Origin of the sequence: Aromatoleum toluclasticum ATCC 700605 (assembly GCF_000378245.1) — a bacterium.
Taxonomy (GTDB): Bacteria; Pseudomonadota; Gammaproteobacteria; order Burkholderiales; family Rhodocyclaceae; genus Aromatoleum; species Aromatoleum toluclasticum.
Map to the genome: position 1 here is coordinate 304,026 of NZ_KB899495.1, position 26,187 is coordinate 330,212.

The 26,187-nt window shown below is 66.9% G+C and carries 19 protein-coding genes and 1 tRNA gene; 11 read left to right on the forward strand and 9 right to left on the reverse strand.

The genetic code is table 11. The features are described 5' to 3' along the window. Positions 1–8: 8 nt before the first annotated feature. Entirely contained in the window at positions 9–875 is an 867-nt protein-coding gene (locus tag F464_RS0110845; protein ID WP_018989830.1) for a 3',5'-nucleoside bisphosphate phosphatase, read from the reverse strand. Between the two features lie 676 nt (positions 876–1,551). On the opposite strand from F464_RS0110845, the gene gcvH reads away from it, so the two are divergent. The 3 genes from gcvH to F464_RS0110860 all read left to right on the forward strand — a co-directional run bounded on the left by gcvH (position 1,552) and on the right by F464_RS0110860 (position 6,613). Next, a complete protein-coding gene (gcvH, locus tag F464_RS0110850; RefSeq protein WP_018989831.1) occupies positions 1,552–1,935 on the forward strand; it encodes a glycine cleavage system protein GcvH in 384 nt (127 codons plus the stop codon). Between the two features lie 67 nt (positions 1,936–2,002). Continuing rightward, the gene (gene gcvP / locus F464_RS0110855) at positions 2,003–4,909 is read left to right on the forward strand and encodes an aminomethyl-transferring glycine dehydrogenase (RefSeq protein ID WP_018989832.1); all 2,907 of its coding nucleotides are present in this window, start codon (positions 2,003–2,005) and stop codon (positions 4,907–4,909) included. A 93-nt stretch (positions 4,910–5,002) separates the two neighbouring features. Then, positions 5,003–6,613, forward strand: a complete 1,611-nt coding sequence (locus F464_RS0110860) for a glycoside hydrolase family 17 protein (protein ID WP_018989833.1) — start codon at positions 5,003–5,005, stop codon at positions 6,611–6,613. Here F464_RS0110860 and F464_RS30320 read toward each other — a convergent pair. Then, on the reverse strand, positions 6,515–6,961 hold the full coding sequence (locus F464_RS30320) for a hypothetical protein (RefSeq protein WP_232428886.1): 447 nt from the start codon (positions 6,959–6,961) through the stop codon (positions 6,515–6,517). The two genes, F464_RS0110860 and F464_RS30320, sit on opposite strands and share 99 nt — an antisense overlap. A 245-nt stretch (positions 6,962–7,206) precedes the next feature. Between F464_RS30320 and F464_RS0110865 the strand changes: the two genes are divergently transcribed. Continuing rightward, the gene (locus F464_RS0110865) at positions 7,207–9,864 is read left to right on the forward strand and encodes a glycosyltransferase (RefSeq protein ID WP_018989834.1); all 2,658 of its coding nucleotides are present in this window, start codon (positions 7,207–7,209) and stop codon (positions 9,862–9,864) included. Positions 9,865–9,952: 88 nt separating this feature from the next. Here the strand turns inward: F464_RS0110865 and F464_RS0110870 are convergent, their stop codons facing one another. Then, positions 9,953–10,879 (reverse strand): LysR family transcriptional regulator, encoded by a 927-nt coding sequence (locus tag F464_RS0110870; protein ID WP_018989835.1) that lies wholly within the window; start codon positions 10,877–10,879, stop codon positions 9,953–9,955. Positions 10,880–10,980: 101 nt separating this feature from the next. Between F464_RS0110870 and F464_RS0110875 the strand changes: the two genes are divergently transcribed. The 3 genes from F464_RS0110875 to F464_RS0110885 all read left to right on the forward strand — a co-directional run bounded on the left by F464_RS0110875 (position 10,981) and on the right by F464_RS0110885 (position 12,587). Continuing rightward, positions 10,981–11,757: a ferredoxin--NADP reductase gene (locus tag F464_RS0110875; RefSeq protein WP_018989836.1), complete on the forward strand. Its 777-nt coding sequence runs from the start codon at positions 10,981–10,983 to the stop codon at positions 11,755–11,757. Positions 11,758–11,889: 132 nt separating this feature from the next. Then, positions 11,890–12,312: a hypothetical protein gene (locus tag F464_RS28320; protein ID WP_157353693.1), complete on the forward strand. Its 423-nt coding sequence runs from the start codon at positions 11,890–11,892 to the stop codon at positions 12,310–12,312. A gap of 2 nt (positions 12,313–12,314) precedes the next feature. After that, positions 12,315–12,587: a biotin/lipoyl-containing protein gene (locus F464_RS0110885; protein WP_018989838.1), complete on the forward strand. Its 273-nt coding sequence runs from the start codon at positions 12,315–12,317 to the stop codon at positions 12,585–12,587. A gap of 24 nt (positions 12,588–12,611) precedes the next feature. Here the strand turns inward: F464_RS0110885 and F464_RS0110890 are convergent, their stop codons facing one another. After that, positions 12,612–14,555 carry a CHASE domain-containing protein gene (locus tag F464_RS0110890; protein ID WP_018989839.1) on the reverse strand — a complete coding sequence of 648 codons (1,944 nt, stop codon included), beginning with the start codon at positions 14,553–14,555 and terminating at the stop codon, positions 12,612–12,614. 196 nt (positions 14,556–14,751) lie between these two features. On the opposite strand from F464_RS0110890, the gene ettA reads away from it, so the two are divergent. Continuing rightward, positions 14,752–16,416 (forward strand): energy-dependent translational throttle protein EttA, encoded by a 1,665-nt coding sequence (gene ettA / locus F464_RS0110895; protein WP_026295915.1) that lies wholly within the window; start codon positions 14,752–14,754, stop codon positions 16,414–16,416. 107 nt (positions 16,417–16,523) lie between these two features. Beyond that, positions 16,524–17,504: an MBL fold metallo-hydrolase gene (locus F464_RS0110905; RefSeq protein WP_018989842.1), complete on the forward strand. Its 981-nt coding sequence runs from the start codon at positions 16,524–16,526 to the stop codon at positions 17,502–17,504. Here the strand turns inward: F464_RS0110905 and F464_RS0110910 are convergent, their stop codons facing one another. The 5 genes from F464_RS0110910 to F464_RS0110930 form a co-directional block, all read right to left on the reverse strand. Beyond that, positions 17,505–18,950 (reverse strand): cation:proton antiporter, encoded by a 1,446-nt coding sequence (locus F464_RS0110910; RefSeq protein WP_018989843.1) that lies wholly within the window; start codon positions 18,948–18,950, stop codon positions 17,505–17,507. It lies immediately after the preceding gene. Between the two features lie 9 nt (positions 18,951–18,959). After that, positions 18,960–19,044, reverse strand: a tRNA-Leu gene (locus F464_RS0110915). Positions 19,045–19,104: 60 nt separating this feature from the next. After that, positions 19,105–20,187 carry a lipocalin-like domain-containing protein gene (locus F464_RS0110920; RefSeq protein ID WP_018989844.1) on the reverse strand — a complete coding sequence of 361 codons (1,083 nt, stop codon included), beginning with the start codon at positions 20,185–20,187 and terminating at the stop codon, positions 19,105–19,107. Further along, positions 20,187–22,697, reverse strand: coding sequence for an FtsX-like permease family protein (locus F464_RS0110925; RefSeq protein WP_018989845.1), 2,511 nt, complete (start codon positions 22,695–22,697; stop codon positions 20,187–20,189). The genes F464_RS0110920 and F464_RS0110925 overlap by 1 nt, the downstream gene beginning before the upstream one ends. After that, positions 22,694–23,371: an ABC transporter ATP-binding protein gene (locus F464_RS0110930; protein WP_018989846.1), complete on the reverse strand. Its 678-nt coding sequence runs from the start codon at positions 23,369–23,371 to the stop codon at positions 22,694–22,696. Before F464_RS0110930 ends, F464_RS0110925 begins: the two co-directional genes overlap by 4 nt. A gap of 330 nt (positions 23,372–23,701) precedes the next feature. Between F464_RS0110930 and F464_RS0110935 the strand changes: the two genes are divergently transcribed. Together F464_RS0110935 and F464_RS0110940 are read left to right on the forward strand one after the other, a co-directional pair. Continuing rightward, positions 23,702–24,625, forward strand: coding sequence for an ABC transporter substrate-binding protein (locus tag F464_RS0110935; protein WP_018989847.1), 924 nt, complete (start codon positions 23,702–23,704; stop codon positions 24,623–24,625). Further along, positions 24,622–25,986 (forward strand): sensor domain-containing diguanylate cyclase, encoded by a 1,365-nt coding sequence (locus F464_RS0110940; RefSeq protein WP_018989848.1) that lies wholly within the window; start codon positions 24,622–24,624, stop codon positions 25,984–25,986. The genes F464_RS0110935 and F464_RS0110940 overlap by 4 nt, the downstream gene beginning before the upstream one ends. The last annotated feature ends 201 nt before the right edge of the window (positions 25,987–26,187 follow it).

The following is a 26,187-nucleotide window of genomic DNA, read 5'->3' on the forward strand; positions in this document are numbered from 1 at the left end:
TCTGGGGGTCAGGGGTGCGAGCCGGCGCTCGGCACAATTGCACCGAGCCGCGACCAGACGGGAACGAGGTCGGGCGGCAGCGGATCGCAGCGACCGAGATCCACGGGGCTTTCGCCGCTGCCGTGGAAATCGGATGCGCGCGAGGCAAGCAGTCCGCGGCGGCGCGCAACGCTCGCGAAGCGCAGCACGTCCGATTCCGCATGGGCGCCGGAAACGACCTCCAGCGCCTCGCCGCCGCCGGCGGTGAAGCTGTCGAAGAGTGCTTCCATGTCGCTTGCGGAAAGACGGTAGCGCCCGGGATGGGCGATCACGGCGACCCCCCCCGCCGCGCGGATCCAGCCCACTGCATCGTCGATCCGCGCCCATACATGGGGAACGAACCCCGGCTTGCCGCGGGCGAGATAGTAGCGAAACACCGTTGCGACATCGGGCATCAGTCCGCTCGCCACGATGTGGCGGGCGAAATGTGCGCGGCCGACCAGCGCCGGATTGCGCGCAAACCGGCGGGCACCGTCGAGCACGCCATGCAATCCGACCGCGTCGAGCGCGTCGCTCATCGCCTGCGCACGCTGCTCGCGCCCGCTGCGCACCTGCGCCAGACCGTCGAGCAGCCGCACATTGCGGTGGTCTATGCCGAGACCGACGACATGGATCGTCTCATCGCGAAAAGTCACCGAAATCTCGACCCCCGGCACCAGCGCAATGCCACACTCACGCGCGGCCGCCCCTGCCTCGTCGATTCCCCCGACCTCGTCGTGATCGGTGAGCGCAAGCAGGTCGACGCCATTGGCCGCCGCGCGCCGCACCACCTCGGCGGGCGTCAGCCAACCATCCGAGACGGTCGAGTGGCAGTGAAGATCGGGATTCAGGAACATTGTCGGGGAAACCTGCGGCGCTATCCCGGCCGGAGGCCGAAACTGATTTTTTTTCATGATAGCAAACCGCAGGGCCGCCCCAGCCGTTGCCAGCCCCTCCCCTTGGTGCTATCGTCCGCCCGTCGCGCGGGGGAGCCTCCCGGCGAGGGAATCTCCAATGGCAGTACCCAGGAGATCGCGCAGGCAAGTGGACCGACGACCGAATGCCGACCCGGAAGACGACAGGAGCATGTTGAAGGCATGCAGAGCGGGTGCATCGACCGCAACCGCTGCGACCTCCACCGCTCCCCCCGGCACCGGAGTCGGGCGAGCACGGCGCTGCGAAGCAGGCCCAAGGGCATTGCGCTTGCAGTCTCGACAACCGGCAGTTCCGACAACGAATCCCGCGTTTCGGCAGGAGCACCCCGTTCCCCCATGCAGACGCCGTTTCACCCGGCCCGATCCGTCGCCCGCAGTTCCCCGCGTCGCGTTCAAGCGCGAACCATTCCCCTATCGTCCCGGCCCGACGCACCGGCGCGTCGACGGGCCGCGAACGCCGCCACGGCGCTGCAGGGCAGCACGGGCGGGCAGCACCGGCTCCCCGCCGGCCTGACGCCGACCTTCCGATTTTTCCCGACGCAACACTGCATCCGGACCGAGAGCCCGGCACACGAACCTTCCATCCTTGGAGCCCGCCATGAGCAACATTCCCGCAAATCTCAAGTACACCGAGTCGCACGAGTGGATCCGTGTCGAAGCCGACGGCACGCTGACCGTGGGTGTGACCGATCACGCCCAGGAGGCGCTGGGTGACGTGGTCTACCTCGAGTTGCCCGAAGCGGGCCGCACGCTTGCTGCGGGCGAAGCGTGCGCGGTGATCGAGTCGGTCAAGGCAGCATCGGACATCTACGCTCCGGTATCGGGCGAGGTCGTCGAATCCAACCAGGCGGCCGTCGATGCGCCCGAATCAGTGAATGCCGACGCCTACGCGACCTGGCTGTTCAAGATCCGGCCCGACGCTGCAGCCGATCTCGGCAAGCTGCTCGACGCCGCCGGCTACGAAGCCGTCGCCAACGCCTGATCCCGTCGCACGCACCTCCCTCCCGGGCCGACGATGCGCGGCCCGGCACACCAGTCGAGTTTTCTTCATGTCGAACACCCCTGTCTCCTCCTCCGTGCGTGCCCCCCTGTCCCGGCTCGAGCAGCGCGATGCCTTCATCGCCCGCCACGTCGGGCCGAATCCCGCCGAGACCGCGAAGATGCTTGCGGCGATTGGCGCCCCGACGCTGGACGCGCTGATCGACCAGACCGTCCCTGCGGCGATCCGCCTGCCCGCCCCCCTGCCCCTCGGCGCGGCGAAACCGGAACACGAGGCGCTGGCCGAGCTGCGTTCGATCGCGCAGAAGAACGTCGTGAAGAAATCGCTGATCGGCATGGGCTATTACGGCACCCACACGCCGGCGGTGATCCTGCGCAACGTGATGGAAAATCCCGGCTGGTATACCGCCTACACGCCGTATCAGGCGGAAATCTCCCAAGGCCGCCTGGAGGCACTGCTGAACTACCAGCAGATGGTGATCGACCTCACCGGACTGGAGCTCGCGAACGCTTCGCTGCTCGATGAAGCCACGGCCGCCGCCGAGGCGATGACGATGGCGCGACGCATCAGCAAGTCGAAAGCGAACGCCTTCTTCATCGACGAGGCCTGCTTCCCGCAGACCATCGATGTCGTGCGCACCCGCGCCACGTATTTCGGCTTCGAGCTGGTGTTCGGCCCGGCCGCCCGCGCGGCCGATCACGACGTCTTCGGCGCGCTGCTGCAATATCCGAACGAACGCGGCGAGATCGCCGACCTCGGCGACACGATCGCCGCACTGAAGGCCAAGGGTGCGGTGACCGCAGTGGCATCGGACCTGATGGCGCTGGTGCTGCTCAAATCCCCTGGCGCAATGGGCGCCGACATCGCGCTCGGCTCTGCCCAGCGCTTCGGCGTGTCGATGGGCTTCGGCGGCCCGCACGCCGCCTTCTTCGCGACGCGCGAGGCCAATGTCCGCGCGATGCCGGGCCGCATCATCGGCGTATCGAAGGACGCGCGCGGCAAGACGGCATTGCGCATGACGCTGCAGACCCGCGAGCAGCACATCCGCCGCGAGAAGGCGAACTCGAACATCTGCACCTCGCAGGTCCTGCTCGCGAACATGGCAGGGTTCTACGCGGTGTATCACGGCCCGGAAGGACTGCGCACGATAGCCGCGCGCATCCACCGCCTTGCCGCCATCCTCGCCGAAGGCCTGCGCCGCGGCGGATTCGCGGTGCCGACGGCAGCCTTCTTCGACACGCTGCAGGTCGGCACCGGCTCGCGGACCGGCAAGATCACCGCCGCGTGCGAGGCTGCCGGCTTCAACCTGCGCAAGGTCTCGGACAATACGCTAGGCGTCTCGGTCGATGAGACGACGACGGCTGCCGACATCGCAGCCGTGCTCCAGTGCTTCGGCGCAACCACCGATATCGCCGCACTCGACGCCGTGGTCGCTGCGAACGGCGGCGCCATCCCGCCGGCGCTGCTGCGCGAGGATGCGATCCTGAAGCATCCCGTGTTCACGATGCACCGCACCGAACACCAGATGCTGCGCTACCTGAAGAAACTGCAGAACCGCGACCTCGCCCTCGACCACTCGATGATCTCGCTCGGCAGCTGCACGATGAAGCTCAATGCGACGAGCGAGATGATCCCCGTGACATGGCCGGAATTCGCGAACATGCACCCCTTCGCGCCGCGCGAGCAGGTGGCCGGCTGCCTCGAGATGATCGAAGGCCTGGCGGACTACCTCAGGGCGGTCACCGGTTTCCCGGCGATCTGCATGCAACCGAACTCGGGCGCCCAGGGCGAGTATGCCGGTCTCGTGGCAATCGCCCGCTATCACGCCAGCCGCGGCGAAGGTCACCGCAACGTGTGCCTGATCCCGAAGTCCGCGCACGGCACGAACCCCGCGACAGCACAGATGTGCGGCATGGAAGTGGTGGTGGTCGCGTGCGACGACAAGGGCAACGTGGAAGTCGCCGACCTGCGCGAGAAGGCCGCCCGGCATGTCGACCGCCTCGCCGCGCTGATGATCACCTACCCCTCTACGCACGGCGTGTTCGAGGAGGCGATCCGCGAGATCTGCGCCATCGTGCATGAACATGGCGGCCAGGTTTACATGGACGGCGCCAACCTCAACGCCCAGGTCGGCCTGACCTCCCCCGCCCACATCGGTGCGGACGTCAGCCACATGAACCTGCACAAGACCTTCTGCATCCCGCACGGCGGCGGCGGACCGGGCATGGGCCCGATCGGCCTCGCGGCGCACCTTGCCCCCTTCATGGCCGACCACGCCGTCGCCGCGACCGGAGGCGAAGACCGCCCGAACAAGGGCCAGGGCGCCGTCAGCGCCGCGCCCTTCGGCTCGGCGAGCATCCTCCCGATCTCGTGGATGTACATCGCGATGATGGGCGGGGAAGGCCTCAAGCAGGCCACTCAGGCGGCGATCCTCAATGCGAACTACATCGCCAACCGCCTCGCCGACCATTATCCGGTGCTGTACACAGGCTCGCAGGGGCGCGTCGCGCACGAGTGCATCCTGGATGTCCGCCCGATCAAGGCCGCGACCGGAATCAGCGAGGTGGATATCGCCAAGCGCCTGATGGACTACGGCTTCCACGCACCGACGATGTCCTTCCCGGTGGCCGGCACGATCATGGTCGAGCCCACCGAGTCGGAAGACCTGGGCGAACTGGACCGCTTCATCGACGCGATGATCTCCATCCGCAACGAGATCCGCGAGATCGAGGCCGGCCGCTGGGCCGCCGAGGACAACCCGCTGAAGAACGCACCCCACACCCAAGCGGATTTCCTCGGCGACTGGGCCCGCAGCTATACCCGCGAGCAGGCGGTCTTCCCGCTGTCCTGGGTCGCCGAGAACAAGTTCTGGCCAAGCGTCAATCGCATCGACGACGTGTACGGAGACCGCAATTTGTTCTGCGCCTGCGTGCCGATGGAAGATTACGCAGGCTAAAATCGCGCCGCTTCTTGCGAACGGAAGCCACGCCACGCCGGCGTGGCTTTTTTTCGGCCATCAGCCACCAAACCAGAACGCATTTTCATGCCCATGCATAGCCCGTCCCCGCCGAACGACCGCAACTGGTTCAGCCTGCTCGTCGCAAGCCTGGCCGTCCTGCTGGTCCTGGGAATCCTGCTTGTGCAGCAGACCCGGCCGGTGCCGATGCATGACCTCAAGCTCGCGGACGGCGAGCGGCTGAAATGCGTGTCCTACGCCCCCTACCGGCTTCCCGGCCAGACGCCGTTCGACGAAAAGCTCATGATCTCGCGCGAGCAGATCGCCGCGGACCTCGCCGCGCTGGCGAAGATCACCGAGTGCGTGCGCATCTATTCGGTCGACCAGGGGCTGGACCAGGTGCCCGCCGTAGCGCGCGAGGTCGGGCTCAAGGTGCTGCTCGGCGCCTGGGTCAATGCCGACGCCAGGCGCAACATGAAGCAGCTCGACCACGCGATCGGGCTTGCCAACGAATACGCCGACGTCGTTCGCGTGCTGATCGTCGGCAACGAGGTACTGCTTCGCCGCGAGCGGACCGAGGCGGAAATGCGCGAGCTGATCGACTACGCACGTGCACGCGTCAAGGTACCCGTGACCTATGCGGACGTCTGGGAATTCTGGCTGAAGCACCCGAAGCTAGCGGAGTCGGTCGATTGGGTCACGGTCCACATCCTCCCGTTCTGGGAAGACCACCCGGTCGCGATCGACCGCGCCGTCGCCCACGTCGCCGAGGTGTTCGACGAGGTCGGGGGCCATTTCGACAAGCCGCTGATGATCGGTGAGACCGGCTGGCCCAGCGCCGGGCGCCAGCGCCAGGATTCGGAACCTTCCCAGGTCAATCAGGCGCGCTACATCCGCGAGTTCGTGCATATCGCGCACGAGAAGGGCTGGAACTACAACCTCATCGAAGCCATCGACCAGCCGTGGAAACGCCGCCTCGAAGGCACGGTCGGCGGCTACTGGGGCATGCTGGGCACCGACCTCGCCCCCAAGTTCCCCCTCGCAGGCCCCGTCACCGAGCGCTCCGGCGTCGCAAGCCCGCTGGCCGGCGCCGCGCTGGGCGCCGTCCTGTGCCTGCTGCTGGCGCTCGGCACGCACGGCAGCCCCGCGCGGCGTGCCGCACTGGGCATGACCGGCGCCGTCGCCGGGCTCGCCGCCGTTCTCGGGTGGGAGCATGCGCAGCTTGCCTGGCGTGACCCGTTCGAATGGTGGCTGCTCGGCAGCATCGGCGCGCTGGGCCTGACGAGCGCCCTTGCCGCATCGCGCTGGTCGGCCGCAACGCCGATCAGCCCGGCGAGCGAGGCCTGGGCGGCCGCTCGCGCCGGTCGGTTGAGCGGCCTGACTGCCGGGCAGTGGCTCGGATTGCTGCGGGGATTCCTGCTGTTCGCCGCGGCGGTCGCTGCCCTGCTGCTATTCGCCGACCCGCGCTACCGCGATTTCCCGGTGTTCCTGTACCTCGTCCCTGCCCTCGTGTTCGGCGTCACCGGATGGTGGACGGCGACCCGTTTCGGCGTCGACGAAAAGGTGTGCGGCCTCGTGACCGCCGTATGCGTGGTCGGCCGCTGGCTATCGGAGCCCCTCAACCCGCAGGCCATCGCGTGGCTCGCCACGGGCCTGATCCTCGCCGCGCCGTGCCTGCGTGCCGTCGCGCGCAAGGACCAGTAGCGACAGCATGGCGCCCACGGCGGCGTAATCGAAGCTGTAGAGCACGAGCCCCGCGACCCCGCAAAGCCATCCGCCCCAGGCGACAGGCCGCCGGCGCGACACGAAGGCGAGCAGGCCCAGAACCAGGCTGACCCAGCCGAGCCGCTGCTGCATGAACAACTGGACGAGCGCCCATTTCGCGAGACACATCCCCTCCGGGCCATCGGCGAGCAGCGGCTTGCAGTCGGCCGGGAACACGGACGCCTCGAGCACCGCATAGCGCAACAGAAGGACCGCAACCAGCACGATGGAACTCACCCGGAACAGTCGCGCAACAGCCCCGCGCCGCCGCATTTCCTTTCCTGACAACGCCGTTTTTCCTTATTAATCAACACGCCCTGCACGAGGCGGCAACATGTTGCAAATTAACCCACATTCTCTTTGCTAAGCGGCGGAAAAAGCGCATAAACTCCGCGGCCAACGGCTGTACGGGCCCGTATGTGCCAATTCTGGCATAGCCTGAAGTATTTTATTGCACCGCAAGGCCCGGTGCCTCGCCTGTCGGGCGCAGGCGCCGCGGTGTTTGACGCAGTCCTCGAGGGACATTGATCCTGATGAAAAACGCGGCTTCGCTGATTTACCGAATTGTCGTAGCTCTGATACTTGCCGGAATCGTCGCCGGCGCGCAGTACCTGATCGCAGAACGCTGGAACCGGGGCACCGAATTCGTCGGCGCCGCCAACAGCATCCACGGATACGCCTACAGCCCCTTCCAGCGAGACCAAAATCCGCTGCAGGGCACCTACCCGAGCGAGGCCGAGATCGCGGCCGACCTCGATCTGCTCGCTCAGTCTGCCGAACATATCCGCACCTACGGCAGTCTGGAAAACCCCTCCATCGTTCCGCTCGCGATCAATCGCAAACTGACGGTGATGGCCGGCGCGTGGATCGGACCGGACGAGGAAAAGAACGAGAAGGAAGTCGACGCGGTCATCGATTCGGCGCGCAAGTACACGCACGTCGACCGCGTGATGATCGGCAACGAAGTGCTGCTGCGCGGCGACCTCACGGTGAAGGAGCTTGCCGTCCACCTCGACAAGGCACGCAAGGCACTCCGCCGCGCCAAGAAGCCCGTCTCCACCGCGGAGCCGTGGCACGTCTGGCTAAAGAATCCGGAGCTTGCCAACAGCGTCGACTTCATCACCGTGCACCTCCTGCCCTACCACGAGGGGGTGCCGGTCGAGAACGCCGTCGACTATGCCCTCATGCGCTATGACGAACTCGTCAAGCGCTTCCCGGGGAAGAAGGTCGTCATCGGCGAAATCGGCTGGCCCAGCCGCGGCCCGGTCATGGACAGCCTGGGCGGCGGCGAAACCAAGGGTGTCGCCTCGGCCGAGAACCAGGCGCGCTTCATCCGCGAGTTCCTCGCCAATCCGCGCTCGGCCTCGCTCGATTACTACATCATGGAAGCGATCGACCAGCCGTGGAAGATCGAGATCGAAGGCTGGGCCGGCGCGTACTGGGGCATGTTCAACGCCGACCGTCACCCGAAGTTCGCGCTCGACGGCCTCGTCGTGAAGGATGTGCGCTGGCACGAGAAAGCGCGCACCGCGGGTCTGATCGCCCTCCTTCCCATGTTCCTGATCGCGTTCTTCCTGCGCGACTGGAGCGTGCTGGGACGCCTGTGGCTGGCCGGCCTGGTGCAGGCCTGCGCGACGACGCTCGTCATCGGCATCAACGTGCCGGCCGACTATTACCTGACGCAGCGCGACCTCGTCGGTCTCGCGATGCTGATCGGCGCGACGATGCTGACGATCGCGGTGCTGCTGTCGCACGGCTTCGAGTTCGGCGAGGTGCTGTTCAAGCGCAAGTGGAACCGCCGCTTCCTGCCCTTGCCGCCGCACGACGCGGACAAGGAACCCTTCGTCTCGATCCACCTCGCCTGCTGCAACGAGCCGCCCGAGATGGTCATCGCGACCATCGACAGCCTCGCGACGATGAAGTACCAGAACTTCGAGGTTCTCGTCCTCGACAACAACACCAAGGACGAAGCGCTGTGGAAGCCACTGGAGAAACGCTGCGCCGAACTGGGGCCGCGCTTCCGCTTCTACCACCTGGACAACTGGCCCGGCTTCAAGGCCGGCGCACTGAACTTCGGCCTGCGCCAGACCGACCCGCGCGCCGAAGTCGTCGGCGTCGTCGATGCGGACTATGTCGTGTCGCCCGACTGGCTGTCGTGCCTGATCCCGCACTTCGACGACGGTGACGTTGCCGTCGTGCAGGCTCCGCAGGCGCACCGCGACTGGGAAACCCACCCCTTCCGCCGCATGTGCAACTGGGAATTCGACGGCTTCTTCCGCATCGGCATGCACCACCGCAACGAGCGCAACGCGCTGATCCAGCATGGCACGATGACGCTCGTGCGTCGGCTCGCGCTGGATGACGTGGGCGGCTGGTCGGAGTGGTGCATCTGCGAGGACACCGAACTGGGCCTGCGCCTGATCGAGAAGGGTTACGACACGCGCTACGTGGACCACATCCTCGGCCGCGGCCTCACGCCCGCCGACTTCCCGGCGATCAAGAGCCAGCGCTTCCGCTGGGCATTCGGCGCGATGCAGATCCTCAAGCACCACCTGCCGGCGATGATCGGCCCGAGCCGGCTCAACCTCGCGCAGCGCTACCACTTCCTGACCGGATGGTTCGCGTGGCTGGGCGATGCGCTGCAGCTCGTCTTCGCCTTCGCGAGCCTCGCGTGGACCGTGGGCATCCTGTTCTATCCGAAGGCCTTCGGCCTGCCCGTGACTTCGCTGGCACTACCCATCCTCGCCTTCATGGCGTTCAAGGCCGGCCTGGGGCCGATCCTCTACCGGCGCACGATGGACGCCCCGTGGAAGGACATCCTCGGCGCCTCGGTGCTGTCGGTCGGCCTCGCGCATGCAATCGCGCGCGGCGTGTTCGCCGGTCTCGTCAAGCGGCGCGGCGAGTTCGTGCGCACGCCCAAGGGATGGAAGGACAAGGGTACCCTCGCCTTTTTCTCGCCGCTACGCGAGGAAATCGGCCTGCTGGTCGCGCTGGTGCTGGGCGCCGTCGTGCTGATGCTGCAGCGCGGCTACGACGACCTCGAGGTGCAGTTGTGGGTCGGCATCCTCGCGCTGCAGTGCATCCCCTACCTCGCATCGATCGCCTGCCAGGTCGCCTCCTACATGCCCGAGGCGGAGCCTGCGACGCCGCTGGCGACTGGCCACGGCGGCACGGCCGGACAGGCCGGCTGACCCGGTCGCTGCAGAAGATCTCACAGGGCGCCGCCAGGCGCCCTTTTCACGTCGGCACTCAGCACTGCACTGCCTCGCCCCAAAAGAATCAGGGGATGTAAGCGAGCGGAATCTCGTCGCTCGTCCGTGCACCGGCGGTCATCTCACGACACAGCGCAATGAAGGCGCGCATGCCCGGCGTCGTGAACTTCTGGCGGTGCCAGAGGAAATGGAAGGAGCGCTGCAGGTCCAGTTCCGGCGTATCGACGGGCACCAGACTGCCGCGCCGGAAGGCCTCGCGCAGCGCGAGGCGCGAAATGCAGCCTATCCCCAGCCCGGATTCCACCGCCCGCTTGATCGCCTCCGTATGCTCCAGTTCCAGGCGCACGTCGATGCGCGCCGTGACGTGGCGCGTGGCCTGATCGAAGGTCTCGCGCGTACCGGAACCGATTTCACGCAGGATCCACGGCTGCCGCGTCAGTTCGTCCAGGCCCGCCCGTCGCCGGCCCGCCAGGGGATGCGAGGGCGCGCAGAACACCACCAGTTCGTCCTCCAGCCAAGGCACCGCCTCGAGGTCGGGATGGTGGCAGCTGCCCTCGATCATGCCCATGTCGAGCTCGAAGCCCGCGATCTGCTGGACGATGGTCGCCGTGTTGTGCACGCTCAGGTGGATGCGGCTCTCGGGATGACGTTGCAGGAAGGTCGCCACGATCAGCGTGCCGAGATAGTTGCCGATCGTGAGCGTCGCGCCGATCCGCATGCTGCCGAAGCCCATGCCGCCCTGCAGCAAGTCCTCGATATCCTCTGCGCGCGCGAGCAGTTCGACCGCGCGCGGCAACAGGCGCTGACCGAGCTCGTTGAGGCGCAGCGACTTTCCGACGCGATCGAAAAGGCGCACGTCGAACTGGCGCTCGAATTCCGCGAGACTGCTGCTCGCGGCGGACTGCGACATCGCGAGATGCTCGGCCGCCTTCGATACGGTACCGGCGCGGGCCGTTGCAACGAAGACTTCCAGCTGCCTGAGGGTGTGCTTCATATCGATTTTTCAGATATTGATTATTTGAATTATCCACGCATCAGGTTAGAGCCGGTAATTAGAATCGCACCATCTGATACCGAAGCGGAGCAAAACCCGAAATGAGCAACCTGGCGACCGAGCGCGTCCTGAGCGTGCACCACTGGAACGATTCCCTCTTCAGCTTCCGTACCACCCGCGACCGGGCGCTGCGGTTCACGAACGGCCAGTTCGTGATGATCGGACTCGAAGTCGAAGGCCGTCCGCTGACGCGTGCGTACAGCATCGCGAGCCCGAATCACGAGGAACATCTCGAGTTCTTCAGCATCAAGGTGCCCAACGGTCCGCTGACCTCGCGCCTCCAGCACCTCCGGGAAGGCGATCCGATCGTCGTCAGCAAGAAGCCCACCGGCACCCTGGTGCTGCACGATCTCAAACCGGGCAAGCACCTCTACCTGCTCTCGACCGGTACCGGACTGGCTCCCTTCATGAGCGTGATCCAGGATCCCGAAACCTACGAACGCTTCGAGCGCGTGGTGCTCATCCATGGCGTGCGCACCGTGTCCGAACTGGCGTATCGCGACTTTATCGCCAACGCATTGCCGCAACACGAGTTCTTCGGCGAATTCGTACGCGACAAGCTCATTTACTATCCGACGGTCACGCGCGAACCCTTCGAGAACCAGGGGCGCCTCACCGACCTCATCAACAGCGGCAAGCTTTTCCGCGACATCGGACTGCCCGAACTGGATCCCGCCAGCGACCGCGCCATGATCTGCGGGAGCCCCGCAATGCTCAAGGATTGCTGCGACCTGCTCGATTCGCGCGGCTTCCACATTTCGAAGCACATCGGCGAGCCCGGTGACTACGTGATTGAGCGCGCATTCGTCGAGAAATGAAGTCGAGAAGTAAGCGTGCGTCCGGCGCAGAGCGCCGGATGGCCGCCGGTTACGCGCGGGCACAAGGACGGGATGCGCAAGCGGCCATGCAGGAGTACACTTCCTCCCACTCGCAGCAAGCCGGATCGAAGCATGGAACTCCCTCGCCGGACGGTCGTACTCCCTGTACATACCGCCGCACGCCTGTCCCTTCCCCTGTTGGCGGCGCTATTGGCAATGGCGCCCTTGGCCGCTCAGCCCGCACCACCCCCGGACCACCCGTCGCCGGGCGCCGCCATGCAGTTGATCCGGCCCGACACCGAACAATCTGGGGCCTTGCGCCGAACCGGCGTCGCGCTCGACTCGATCGACGCCAACGAGTACACCTACATCGAGGTCGATGAGGCGGGAAAGAGCTACTGGATCGCGACCGCGCGGATGAAGATCATGCGCGGCGACCTGGTGCAGTTCGCCGACGGGGTGACCATGGAGCAGTTCTACAGCAAACTGCTCAAGCGCACCTTCCAGTCGGTGATGTTCGTCGACAGCGTTTCGACCACGCCCGGAAAGCGATAAGCGTGGCGGCCCGGATCGTCGAAATCCGCATGCCGAAATTCCCGGAATGCTGGGACAGCTGCGGAAACTGCCGCACAGAAGACGTCTTCGTACAAAGCGTACTCGTGCGGGCAGGCGAATCGATCGGCTTCGACGAGCCCTTGATCGTCCTGGAAACCGGCAAGACCGCGATGGACATCCCCTCGCCCCGAGCCGGCACCATTGTCGAGGTCAAGGTCGATGAAGGCGACCTGATCGACGAGGGCGACCTGATCGCTCTGGTCGAGGTCGGCTAACGCGCGTCCGGCCGTCCCTTGCCGCTAGCGCACCCGACATGCGCGATTGCGCCCGCCGAGCTTCGCGCGGTACATGGCCTCGTCGGCACGACACATCAGCTCGTGCTCGTCCTTGCCATCCTCGGGATAAACGGCAATGCCGATACTCGACGAGATGCGCACTTCGTGCCCCTCCAGTACAAAAGGCTTTTCGAGCGCACTGCGGATCTTCTCGGCGACGATCTCGGCATCCTTGTCAGCACCGATTTCAGGTAGCAGCACGACGAATTCGTCCCCGCCCCGCCGCCCCAGTGCGTCGGACGACCTGATCGAGCCCTGCATGCGCCGGACGGCGTCGCACAGCAACAGATCGCCGACATGATGCCCCCGCTCATCGTTGACCTGCTTGAAGTGGTCGAGATCGATGAACAGCAGCGCGAACCGGTGCGCCGAACGACGTGCCTGGACGAGTGCGTAGCCGAGCAGTTCGCCGAACATGAGCCGATTCACGGCCCCGGTCAGGATGTCGTGCGTCGCCATGTGTGCAATGCGCCGCTCGGCCTCCTTGCGTTCGGAGATGTCCGACAGGAGCGCGATGACGCCCTTCATCCGCCCCCAGCCGTCGTTGAGCGGCGCAAGCGAGACGAGAACGGTCAACTGCCTGCCGTCTCCGCGCGTCAAGCGTACCTCGTAGCGCTTGCTTTGCCCTTCCTCGAGGCGGGCCAGGATCATCTCGCGACTTTCGCCACCACCGTCTGCCCATAGCTCGTCCAGCATCATTCCGAGCAATCGCGATTCCTCCCGCCCGACGAGTTCGACAAATCCGGGATTGACGAAGATCAGCCTGAAAGCGGCATCGGTCGCTGCGATGCCGTCGTGGGCAATATTCACGAGCGTGCTGTATTTTTCCTCGCTCCGTCGCAAGGATTCCGTGGTCCGCGCCAATCGGGCTGCCCTCTCGCGGGTCATCGCGAAGAACAGCGCCGTTACGACTAGCAGGACACCGACCAGCACGACCGAAACGAATTCCGCCTGGCGGATGTCGGGTTCGGCATCGAAGGCCGGCAGCGCCTCGAGCCGGATCACCCATTCGATCCCGCCCAGCAATGCGCGCTCGGTACTGACCGGGCCCGCGCCTGAATAAGGCATGCCCGCATGACTGTCGTAGAGCAGGGCTTCCGGAGCCTGGATCCGGTCGAACACCTGCATGCGGATCTGGCCGGGGTGTTGGTCCAGCATCTGACGCATCAGGCGGGCCATCCGGAACGGAAGGTAAACCCATCCCCTGAGCGCCGCCCAGCGCTCGGCCTCCGTCGCAACCGGCATGCCGTTGGCGAACACTGGCATGTAGAGCAGGACCCCCGCCTGCACGTCCGTATCCGTCTCCTGGACGAGAACGGTCTTCCCGCTCAGGGCCGGCTCGCCGGACTGTACGGCCCGATCCATCGCCTCGCGCCTGACGGGTTCGGAATACATGTCGTAGCCGATCGCACGTGCGTTACGCCAGTCGGCCGGTTCGAGCACGACAACGCTGCTGCGGGCGTCCCGCTGACCTTCGGGCCATACCCCGTAGTCCCTGCTGCCGAATTCGCGCATGGTCTGCGTATGGGCCTCGAGCTGGCCCGGCAATATCCACTGGGCAAATCCGATTCCCTGCACTCCCGGAAAGTCTTCCTGGAACGACAGCCGCTGCAGGTAGGTCCGCCACACGGCGAGATCGAGGTCCGCGCGTGAGCGCAGAAATGCCTGGCCGCCGCGGAGCAGCATGCGATAGGAGCTGAACCGCTCGCTGACTTTCAGAACCACTTCAGTAGAGTGGCTCGCCAAGTGCGCTTGCACCTGCTCGTCGTGACGTTGGCCGAGGTGGCGCCAGACGACGACTGCCGCCCCGATCGCGCAGGCGAGTGCGACGGCAATGAAGACCCCCCCGGCGGGCGACCAGCTGCGCGCCGGCGCGGTACTGGCACCCGGATCTTCGGCATCGTCCATTTCGCGATCCATCGGGGGCCGGGGTGCGCAACAGGAACGCGCCCCATGAGGCCATCATGTAACAAAATAATAGCAGCCGCTCCCGCCGTCGGCTCGGGATTCCTTCTCACTTGCGCGACAGCGCAAGCTTCACCGGGCTTGAGGTATCCTTTGCGCACTTCACATATCCGTTTGACCGAAACAAAAAAGCGACCCAATGGCCCAATACGTAATGTCGATGCTCCGCGTGAGCAAAGTCGTGCCGCCCAAGCGGCAGATCATCAAGGATATTTCCCTGTCGTTCTTCCCCGGCGCCAAGATCGGCCTGCTCGGCCTGAACGGGTCGGGCAAGTCCACGGTGCTGCGCATCATGGCCAACGCCGACAAGGAATACGAAGGCGAGGTGCAGCATCTGGCCGGCATCCGCATCGGCTACCTGCCGCAGGAGCCGCAACTCGACCCCGCGAAGACCGTCAAGGAAGAGGTCGAGTCCGGCCTGGGCGAAATCGTGGAAGCCCGCAGCAGGCTTGAGGAGATCTACGCGGCGTACGCCGAACCCGACGCCGACTTCGACAAGCTCGCCGAAGAGCAGGCGAAGTACGAGAACATCCTGGCAGCCGCCGGCTCCGACATCGAAACCCAGATGGAGATCGCTGCCGATGCGTTGCGCCTGCCCGCCTGGGACGCCGCTGTCGGCAACCTGTCCGGCGGCGAGAAGCGCCGCGTCGCGCTGTGCAAGCTGCTCCTGTCCAAGCCCGACATGCTGCTGCTGGACGAACCGACGAACCACCTCGACGCCGAATCGGTGGAGTGGCTGGAGCAGTTCCTGACGCGCTTCCCGGGCACCGTCGTCGCCGTCACGCACGACCGTTACTTCCTCGACAACGCTGCCGAGTGGATCCTCGAACTCGACCGCGGCCACGGCATCCCGTGGAAGGGCAATTATTCGTCCTGGCTGGAGCAGAAGGAAGCCCGCCTGGAAACCGAATCCAAACAGATCGACGCCCACATGAAGGCGATGAAGACCGAGCTGGAATGGGCGCGCTCGAATCCGAAGGCCCGCCAGGCGAAGTCCAAGGCTCGCCTCGCGCGCTACGAGGAAATGACGACCGTCGACTACCAGAAGCGCAACGAGACGCAGGAGATCTTCATTCCGCCCGGTGAGCGGCTCGGCGGCAAGGTCATCGAGTTCAACGGCGTGTCGAAGGCCTTCGGCGACAAGCTGCTGATGGACAACGTGAACTTCAGCATCCCGCCGGGTGCCATCGTCGGCGTGATCGGTCCCAACGGGGCCGGCAAATCGACCCTGTTCAAGATGATAGAGGGGCGCGACAAACCGGATTCGGGCGAGATCACGATCGGTTCGACGGTGAAGATCGCGGCCGTCGACCAGTCGCGCGAAGGCCTTGCGAACGACAAGACCGTGTTCGAGGCGATCTCGGACGGCGCCGACGTGCTGACGGTGGGCCGCTTCGAGATGCCCAGCCGCGCCTACATCGGCCGCTTCAACTTCAAGGGCGGCGATCAGCAGAAGATCGTCGGCAACCTGTCCGGGGGCGAGCGCGGCCGCCTGCATCTGGCCAAGACGCTGATTTCAGGCGGCAACGTGCTGCTGCTCGACGAACCGTCGAACGACCTCGACGTCGAGACGCTGCGCGCGCTGGAAGACGCGCTGCTCGAGTTCGCCGGCTGCGCGCTGATCATCAGCCACGACCGCTGGTTCCTCGACCGCATCTGCACGCACATCCTCGCGGCGGAAGGCGACTCGCAGTGGACCTTCTTCGCGGGCAACTACCAGGAATACGAGGAAGACAAGAAGAAGCGGCTGGGTGAGGACGGGGCGAAGCCGAAGCGCATCCGCTACAAGCCGATCACCCGCTGACAGCTACAACCGGGCGGCAGGTTTGCACCGCCGCCCGCCTCGCGATGAGCGCGCTTTGCGCTATCCTCCATGACGTGTTCATCGCCCTAATCGACAGGAGAATGTCCATGTACAAGAGTCTCCAGCGAATCCTCGCGGTGAGCGCTGCGCTGTTCACCCTCGCACCGGCAGCGCCGGCGCTGGCGGAAGCCCCCATGGTGAAGACCCAGGTTCCGGGCTACTACCGGACCATGGTCGGACAGTTCGAGGTCACCGCGCTGTATGACGGTGCGATCGAGCTCGATACCAAGCTGCTCAAGAACGCCGACCCGGAAGACCTCAACCGGATGCTGGCACGCATGTTCGTCGGCAACCCGAAGATGCAGACCGCGGTGAATGCCTACCTGATCAACACCGGCGGCAACCTGATCCTGGTTGACGCCGGGGCGGCCAAGCTCTTCGGGCCCACACTCGGCTTCGTCGTCGACAACCTCAAGGCTGCCGGCTACGACCCCGCCCAAGTCGACACCATCATCCTGACCCACATGCACCCCGACCACATCGGCGGGCTCGGCGATCCCGCGGCTCCGCCCGCGTTCCCCAACGCCAACGTGTATGTCTCGGTGCTCGACAACGACTTCTGGCTGTCGCAGCAGGCGGCCGCGGCGGCCAAGCCCGAGATGCAGAATTTCTTCAAGATGGCACGCGACATCGCCGCACCCTACCAGGCACGCGGCAAGTGGCGCACCTTCGCCGACGGCACGGAGATCGCCGCCGGTGTCCGCGCGGTCAAGGCCTACGGCCACACGCCGGGGCACAGCGCGATCTCCATCGAGTCGTCGGGCCATAAGCTGCTGATCTGGGGCGACATCGTGCACTCGCATGCGGTCCAGTTCGCGCTGCCGGGCGTCTCGATCGACTTCGACTTTGACCAGAACCAGGCGATCGCAACCCGCCGCAGCCTCATGTACTCGCTGGCCGCAAGCAAGACGATGGTCGCCGGCATGCATCTGCCCTTCCCCGGCATCGGCCACGTGCGCGCGGATGGCAAGGGCGTCTACGCCTGGGTGCCGATCGAGTATTCGCCGCTTCCCAAACCGGGGCAGTGATCAGCGTTCCGGCCAGAAACGCTCCATCAGCGGTTTGACGCTGATCCCGTGGCACAGGATCGAAAGGGTAACGACGATCAGTGTCATGTGGATCAGCTCAAGCGCCAGCTTTTCCGGCAGCCCGTGCTGGATCGCGTACATCAGGTAGTACAGCGAGCCGATCCCGCGCACGCCGAACCAGCCGGCAAGCGCCTGGGCGTTCCAGGGCGTGCGCGTGCCGGCGAGCCCGACGAACACGCTCACCGGACGCGCGACGAGGAACAGGAACAGCGCCAGCGACACCGCGCGCCAGCTCCACGAGTCGACGAACAGGGTGCCGCCGATCAGCAGGATGAGCACGACCTCGGACAGGCGCTCGAGGTGTTCCTTGAACACCAGCGAGCCCTCGCTCACTGTCGCCGCCGGCACGCCCTCGCCCGCCTCGCCGATATAGTTCGCCAGTAGCCGGTCGGGCACATCCGGTCCGGCACCCGCCAGCTTCCGCTCGGTCTGGCGTAGCGCGACCGCGGCGAAGAACACCGCCAGAAAACCCCATGCGCTGATCAGCAGGCTGACGCCATACACCAGCGCGATCAGCCCGAGGCCCAGGAAGTCGTCGAGCAGCCCCTGTCCGGGCCGGTTGCTGCGCAGGCGATGCGCCATGTGGGCGAGCCCCGCACCGGAAACCGCCCCCAGGGCGATGCCGGCGAGCGTGGCCCACACGACGTCCACCAGCAGCCAGCGCGAGCCCAGCTCACCCAACTCGTGCAAACCGAGCAGCCCGAGTCCCAGCATGACGAAGGGAAACGCGCTGCCATCGTTCATGCCGGCCTCGCAGGTCAGCGTGAAACGCAGGCGGTCGCGGTCACCGGGGTGGCGGACCTGGACCTCGGTCGCGAGTACCGGATCGGTCGGCGCAACGATCGCCCCGAGCAGGATCGCGGCGCCGAGCGGCAATCCCAGGGCGTAATGGGCAAAGGCGGCCACCAGGCCAACCGTCACCGCCATCGACACGAACGCGAGGAGAATGGGCGTGCGCCAGCGCGCCAGGCTGACCGGAACCGGCATCTTGACGCCCGCCGCGTAAAGTGAGATCAGCGCCGCTGCTTCGGTGAGGATCTCGAGGAGCGCGGACTCCTTGAGCGGATTGAAGTGGAAGAGGTGCAGCACCGTCGGCCCGACCAGCATGCCGACCGCGAGGTAGATGATCGCGCTGGTGACCGGCAAGCGCTTGAGGACCGACGAAGTCAGGCCCATCGCCAGCAAAAGGCAGCCCACCAGCAGGAACCACTGCGCGTTAGTCATTGCGTAATCCGTGAATGCGGAAAGGCGCCGCGGGCGATCCCTTCCCCCGATATCGAACGTTTCCGCTTCGAGGCCGGCAAGGACGATACCTGTCGATGAAAGGCTGGCGCGGCCGAAACCCGGCTGCCACAGCACGAAGACCAGCTTCGCACGGACCGCCATTGCGCCCTATGGTGCCCAAGAAGGGACTCGAACCCCCACGCCTCGCGGCGCCAGAACCTAAATCTGGTGCGTCTACCAATTCCGCCACTTGGGCCCCGCCGTGCCCGCGAAGCGGGCTGCCGCCATTGCAGCGGCGGGCGCATTATACACGGCCTCACATCCGCAGGCGTTCGGCGTAGCCGGTCATCTCGAGGTAGCCGCGACCGATCTCGCGGCCCGCTTCGAACAGCCGCACGGCGCCTTCCCAATACACGGCGCCGGTCGAGCGGCGGCTGTCGAGTTCCTGGTCGTCCAGCAACGGGCGCAGCTGCAGCCGGCGGCCGTCGATGTCGATGTCCCATTCGACTGCGTACTCGGCGCCGGTGCGCGGGGAGCGCCAGCGCCGCTGGGGCGTGAAGGCCACCTGCGCGGGCCGCAGCGCGCGGGTTTCACCCGCCGCGGTGCGCAGCGTGCCGGAGGACCACATGGACCCGCCCCGCTCGTCGCGCATGCGGAAGGCCATCAGCGAGCCGCCGTCGTGGAGGTTGATGCCGATCCAGTCCCAGCCTCTCGCCCCGTCGGGCAGCAGTTCGCTGGACCACTCGTGGTCCAGCCAGGCCCGGCCCTTCACCGGGACGGTGGCGCCATCCACGCGCAGGGAGCCGCTCACCGCGAGCTGGGGACGGCTGTAGTAATGGCTCGCGTGCTTCGCATCGCCGGCCTTCTGGCTGAAGCCCTTGTCGCCGTTGAGAACGGGCGGTCCGGACGGGTCGAAGCGCAGGTCGAAGGCAAAGGATCCGGCGTCGACGCGGCTGCGATAGTGATCCTGGGCCCATTCGAGCTGCCAGTCGCGGATCCACACCCGCGTCGCCCCGGTGGCGGCGCCGGCCAGCGGGTCGAGCGCGCGTTCGCTGCGTTCGGCATGCAGCAGGCGACCCACTGCGGGATCGGCGATCGCCGCATGGGCAAGCACCAGCTGACGCGGCGCGAAGCGGCTCGGGTTGTCTTCCCCGATGCCCGTGCGGACGCGGAAAAAGGTGACCTGGAAGCCGCGCTCGACGCCCCGTTCGTCGGTGATCCACCCCGTGACATACCACCACTCGGTACGGAAGTCCGGATGGGCGCCGCCATCCGCGGGAAAACGCATCACCGTTCCGGGCAACACGGGCGGATAGTCAGGCCCCGCCTTCGCCGCCGGCACGGCAAGCGCCGCGCACAGAGCGAACGCAAGCGCACGCCGGATCGGCCACCAACGCATCACCAGTCCTCCCGCACGGCCAGCACGGCCGAACCGCGCATCGCCTGAAAGCCGGACACGCGCGCGGCGAGCCCCGCAAGCACGATCACGGCGCCGGCGAAAGCCAGCAAGCCGCCGAACGGAACCTGCAGATCCATGCTCCAGTGGAAACTCTGGCGATTGACGACTTCGATCAGGACGAAAGCGACCGCTGTTCCCGCGACCAGGCCGAGCGTGGTTCCCGCCGCGGCCGTGAGCACCCCCTCGAGCGTGATCAGCCGACCGACCTCGGGGCGCGTCATCCCGAGATGGCGCAGCACGCCGAATTCCTTGCGCCGTGCGATCGCCAGAACCGCAAAGCTGGTGCTGACACCGAAGAGACCGATGAGCACGGCGACCGCCTCCATCAGGTAGGTGACCAGGAAGGTGCGGTCGAAGATCGCGAGACTCTGGGCGCGAATCTCTCCGGGGCTCGCGATCCGCACGGTGTTCTCGCCGAGGATGCCGCGGACTGCCGCAGCGATCTCTTCGAAGGACGCGCCGTGGGCGAGGAACACGCCGACGTCGTTCGCGGCGAGGTCGCCCGTCGCCGCGCGGTAGTCCGCCAGCTCGATCGCGACTGCGCCCTGCTGCCGCGCGTAGTCGCGCCAGACGCCGGCGACGCGGAAGGCCACCGGCTGCCCGCCCAGTGGCAGAACGAGGCGGCCGCCGACCCCGAGCGCGAAGAGGTCGGCCAGCGCTTCCGATACCCACGCAGGTCTCTCCCCCGCGGGCGGCGGCACCGACTGGCCGACCAGCGGGAGCAGCCTTCCGCCGTCGAGCGGGCGCGCGATCAGGGATACCGGAAGATGCCGGTCGTCGAGACGCAGCGTGTCGAAGCGCACGGGCATGGTTCGCGTCACGCCGGGCAGGGCTGCGATCCGCTGCAGCGCGCCAGGATCGAGGACACCGCTGGTCCCCTGCGGGGAGGCGCTGACGTAGAGATCGGCGGGCAGCACGGCGGTGAGCCAGCGATCGACCGAGTCGCGGAAGGACGCGACCATGATGGCCATCGCGACGGCAAGCGCGACGCTCGCGACGACCCCGGCACCAGCGACGACGGCCTGCCCGGGTGCGGCCGCAAGGCGGGCGCCCGCCAATCTCCACAGGGCCTGGCGGTGGCGTGGCGCAATGCGCGTCGCACCCCGCACGAGCATGGGCAGGATCAGGACGGCACCGACCAGGATCAGCGCGACGGCGAGGTAGCCGAAAACGGGCACGCCGCCGAGCGGCGGCAGCAGGCACAGCGCGACCGCTCCCCCCAGGCAGGCCGCAGCGCGGCGCGGCTGCGGGCGGAACTGGAACATCCGCGCCTCGTCGCCGGACTTGAGCGCACGGGCGGGCAACATGCGCCGCGCCTCGCGCGCCGGCAGCCATGCCCCCGCGACGCCGGCGAGAACGCCCAGCAGGAGATAGGTGCCACTTGCTGGCAGATCGACGCGCAGCGCTGGGGTCACGCCGCGAAAGTAGCCCGCGCCGAGATCACCGCCCGCGACATCGAAGGCGATGGCGGCGAACCCGTGCCCGAGGGCGACCCCGAGCACGCCACCCGCGAACCCGACCACGGCACCTTCGACCAGCAGTCCGCGCATCAGCGTTCCGCGGTCGAGCCCCAGTGCGCGCAGGAAGGCGAACTCCTGGCGGCGGCGCGCGACGGCGAGGAATTGCGTCGAGAAGACGAGGAAGCCGCCGGTGACGAGGGCGATCGCAGCCAGCATCGTGAGATTGACGCGGTAGGCGCGCGACAGGCCCGCCGCGAGTTGCTCGGCTGCACGCGGGGTGAGCACTTCGACCCCTGCGGGCAGGCCGGCCGCGAGCGCGCTGCGTGCGGCCGCGACGTCGACACCTGCCTTCAGCCTCAGGTCGATGCGCGTGATGCGGCCCGATCGGCCGAAGAGCTGCTGGGCAGCGGCGATATCCATGACCGCCAGCGCCCGCCCCTGACCCGCTCCAGGCACCGATCCGGCCACGCGCAGCGACGCGACCCGCGTGCCGGCCAGCACGTCCAGCCGGTCACCGGGCGCGACACCGAGTTCGGCCTGAGCCGCAGCGCTCAGGAACAGCGTGTCGGGCTGCAGCGCGGCCAGGGCTCCATCGTCGTCCCGCGAGGCCTCGGCGACCCGCGGCATCAGGGCCGGATGGACATGTGCGACCCGCAGGGCGTCGACGCCGAGTATCCGCAACGACCGCTCATGCCCCGGCAGGCGGACCTCGAGTTCCACGATCGGGCTGGCATCGGCGACCTCGTCGCGCATCGCGAGCCGGCCGTACAGCGCATCGTCGAAGCCCTCCCGCGCGCCCGACACCTGCAGGTCCGCCTCGCCGGAAAGAAGGCGCATGCCGCGGCCGAATTCGTCGAGCGCCGCGCCGTGGATGATCTGCACGGCCAGGCCGAGGGCGACGCCGAGCGCGATCGCGACCAGCGACAACGCCGTCGCGAGCCGGCGGCGTGCGAGGCTTGCGACGAAGATCCGGCCGAGCACCCGGCTCACGTGCTCACCGCCTCCGGCAGCAGACCGCCGGGAGACAGGCGCAGGATGCGGTCGGCACGCAAGGCGGCGGTCCGCGAGTGCGTGACGAGGATGCCCATCGCCCCCGCGTCGCGAATGCACTCGAGCAGCAGGTCGAGCACGCCCGCCGCACGGCCGGGATCGAGGTTGCCGGTCGGTTCGTCGGCCAGCACCAGCGACGGCCGATGCACGAGGGCGCGGGCAATCGCCACGCGCTGCAGCTCGCCGCCGGAAAGTTCGCGCGGCCAGTCCCCGGCACGGTCGAGGAGCCCGACCCGCTCCAGCATCGCCCGTGCGCACCGGTCTGCCCGAGCGTCATCGGCGTCGAGCAGCCACAGCGGCAGGGCGACGTTCTGCGCCACATCGAGGTGCGGGAGGATGTGGAAGGCCTGGAACACGAAGCCGAAGCGGTGCCGGCGCAATCCGGCCAGCGCCTCGTCGCCGAGGCCGACGAGCTCGGTTCCGTCGAGACGGATGCTCCCGCCGTCGACCGACTCCAGCCCGGCCATGCAGTTCAGCAAGGTCGACTTGCCGACCCCGGACTCGCCCATGATTGCGACACACTCGCCTCGTTGCACGCGCAGCGACAGCCCGGCGAACAGCACACTTGTGCCAGCGCTCCCGAACCCCTTCTTCAAGTCGTCGATCTCGAACATTCCGAACGCCCCCTGTCCGGTCCCTCTTTCCCGAAGCATCCTGCGCACGACATCCGCGGCTGCCGGAATGACGTGCCGACGCGAAACAAATCCATGCCGCTTATGATGGGCACATTCGGGATTGACTCGACCGGGCATAAATGGAAAGCTGCGCTATTCGAATAGCACAGTGTATCCGGCGCGCATGAGGCGGATGAAAATCACCCGGGCCGGAAGCCCCTCCGTGCGCATCCTCGGTAACGAGGACGCGCACACTGGTCCGAAGCAAACCTGCTTGCAAGCATACGCTGCCCTGTTCCCCCGCGACGGTTGTCGCATGCCACGGATGACATGCTGAACCGCTTGGTGCGACTCGTCCTTGCCCTGTCGGTGCTGGCTCTGCCGGCCCCGTCGGCGTTCGCCCTCGAGGCGGCGGTGGTCCTGTCGAAGCGGAGCGATGCGCAGACGGCATTCGCAGCCGCGCTGGGCCGCGAAGTCTCGTCGTCGGCCTCTGTCCGCCTGAACGATTCCGGCAGCACCGGCGACGCGATCAACGAGGCGGCACTCAAGCGCGCCGACGTCGTGATCGCGGTGGGTGCGGAAGCGGCCGACGCGGCCGCCGAACGCAGCACGGCGCCGATTCTGGTGGCACTGATCTCGACGCCCAACCTGCGGGCGCTGCAGCAGCGCCATCCGCGTGCGAAGCTCGGCGGTTTCGTGCTCGACCAGCCCCTTGGCAGGCACATGCGCCTGATCCGCGCGACCAATCCGAAGACGACGCGCGTGGGCGTGCTGCTCGGCCCCCAGTCTGCCCCGATGCGCAGCGCACTCGCCGAAGCCGGCGCCCGCCATGGGCTGACGATGAACTTCGAGACCATCGAGGACACCGACGGCCTGCTGCCCGCGCTCGAACGCCTGCTCGAGGGGTCCGACGCGATTCTCGCGGTGCCCGACCCCGTCGCCTACAGCCCCGGCACGGCACGCCCTATCCTGCTCACCACGTACCGATACCGCAAACCGCTGTTCGGCTATTCGCAGGCCTACGTGACGGCCGGCGCGATCGCCTCGGTCTACACCGCGCCGGAGGATGCCGCTCATCAGGTAGGCGAATGGCTCATCGCGCAGCAAGGTGCAGCACACGTCGAGTTGCCGGTGGCCGATGCTCCCCGGTATTTCAGTGTCGGCGTCAATCGCCATGTCGCGCGTTCGCTGTTGTACCCGGTTCCGGACGAGTCCGCCCTCGTCGAGGCGATCGAAAAGAGGAGGCCGCATTGAAGCCGAGCCCCCTTTCCCTGCACAACCGGCTGCTGCTGGTGGCGCTGCTGCCCGCGGCGCTGCTCGCGACGCTGGTGACCGCGCTGGTGCTGTATCGCAGCGCACAGACGCTGGACCGGACCCTGCACCAGCACGGCAACGCGATCGTCAGCTTCCTCGCGCCCGCCGCCGAATACGGCGTCATTGCCGGCAATCGTGCCACCCTCCAGTCGCTGCTGCAGGCGGCGACGGCGCAGCGCGAAGTGAGCGCCGCCGCCGTGTATGACGATCGGGGCGCCCTGCTCGCCAGCAACGGACGCATCCGCGTGCTGGAGCCCGAGGTGCTGCGCAGCGTCAAGGATGGCGCGATTCCGCACGCGGCCCCGGACACCCTCGCGGTGATCGCGCCGATCAAGCCGGGCGGCATAGCCGTCGACGACGAGTTTCTCGACGGCTGGCAGGCTGGCGCCACCGAGCATGGGACGCGGACGATAGGCTGGGTTCACGTGGAGCTCGACACCCGGCCGTCTTCGCGGGAGAAGTCGCTGATCATCTGGACCTCCTTTGGAATCCTCGTCGCCGGCCTGTTGCTCACCGCGGTGATCGCCGTCAGGCTGGCGCGCTCGGTTTCGCAACCCGTGGCACGCCTGGTGCGGGGTGTCGGGAAGATGGCGGGCGGCGCGCTCGACGTCGCGATTCCCGAAGAGGCCACCAGCCACGAACTGTCAGCACTGGAGCGCGGCTTCAACACGATGGCGCGGGCGATCTCCGAAAACCATCGCACCCTGCAGTCGCGCATCGACGACGCCACGGCGCTGCTCGCGTACCAGGCGCAGCACGATCCGCTGACCGGCCTGCCGAACCGCCGCGTGTTCGAACAAAAGCTCGACGAATGCGTCGTGGCCTCCCGTCGGGCGGGCGATCAGGGGGCGCTATGCTTCATCGACCTCGACCGCTTCAAGATCGTGAACGACACCTGCGGCCATGCTGCCGGCGACGATCTGCTGATGCGCATCGCACTCCTGATCCAGCAGCGCGTGCGCGAGCAGGACATCATCTGCCGCATCGGCGGCGACGAGTTCGCGTTGATCCTGCGCGGCTGCAGCCCGTCCGATGCGATCAACATCGCCGACGAGCTGCGCGAGAGCATCTGCTCGTTCGACTTCGAGTGGCTGGGACACAACTTCTCGGTCGGCGCCAGCATCGGGATGGCCCATATCGACGGCACCTGTACCGATCCGTCGGAGATCCTGATCGCGGCCGACGCAGCGTGCTACGAGGCCAAACGCATCGGCCGCAATCGCGTCGTGCGGTATCCGCTCAAAGCGGGGAGCCAGGACTCACCCGCGCTTGAAGGGCCGGACAACGCGCAGACCGTCTGACTCCTCCCGGGGCGGGCGACGCCCCTGTGGGAGCGGCTTCAGCCGCGAATGAGCGGTTCACTCCGCGGCACGGCTGCTTCGCGGCTGAAGCCGCTCCCACATAACAGCTCTCACGCGAAGCCCCGCACCTGGTTCCTGCGATTGCCCTGGCGTGCCGTGCGGCGGCGGACGCGGCTTCGCGTATACTCGCGACGCCCCGAT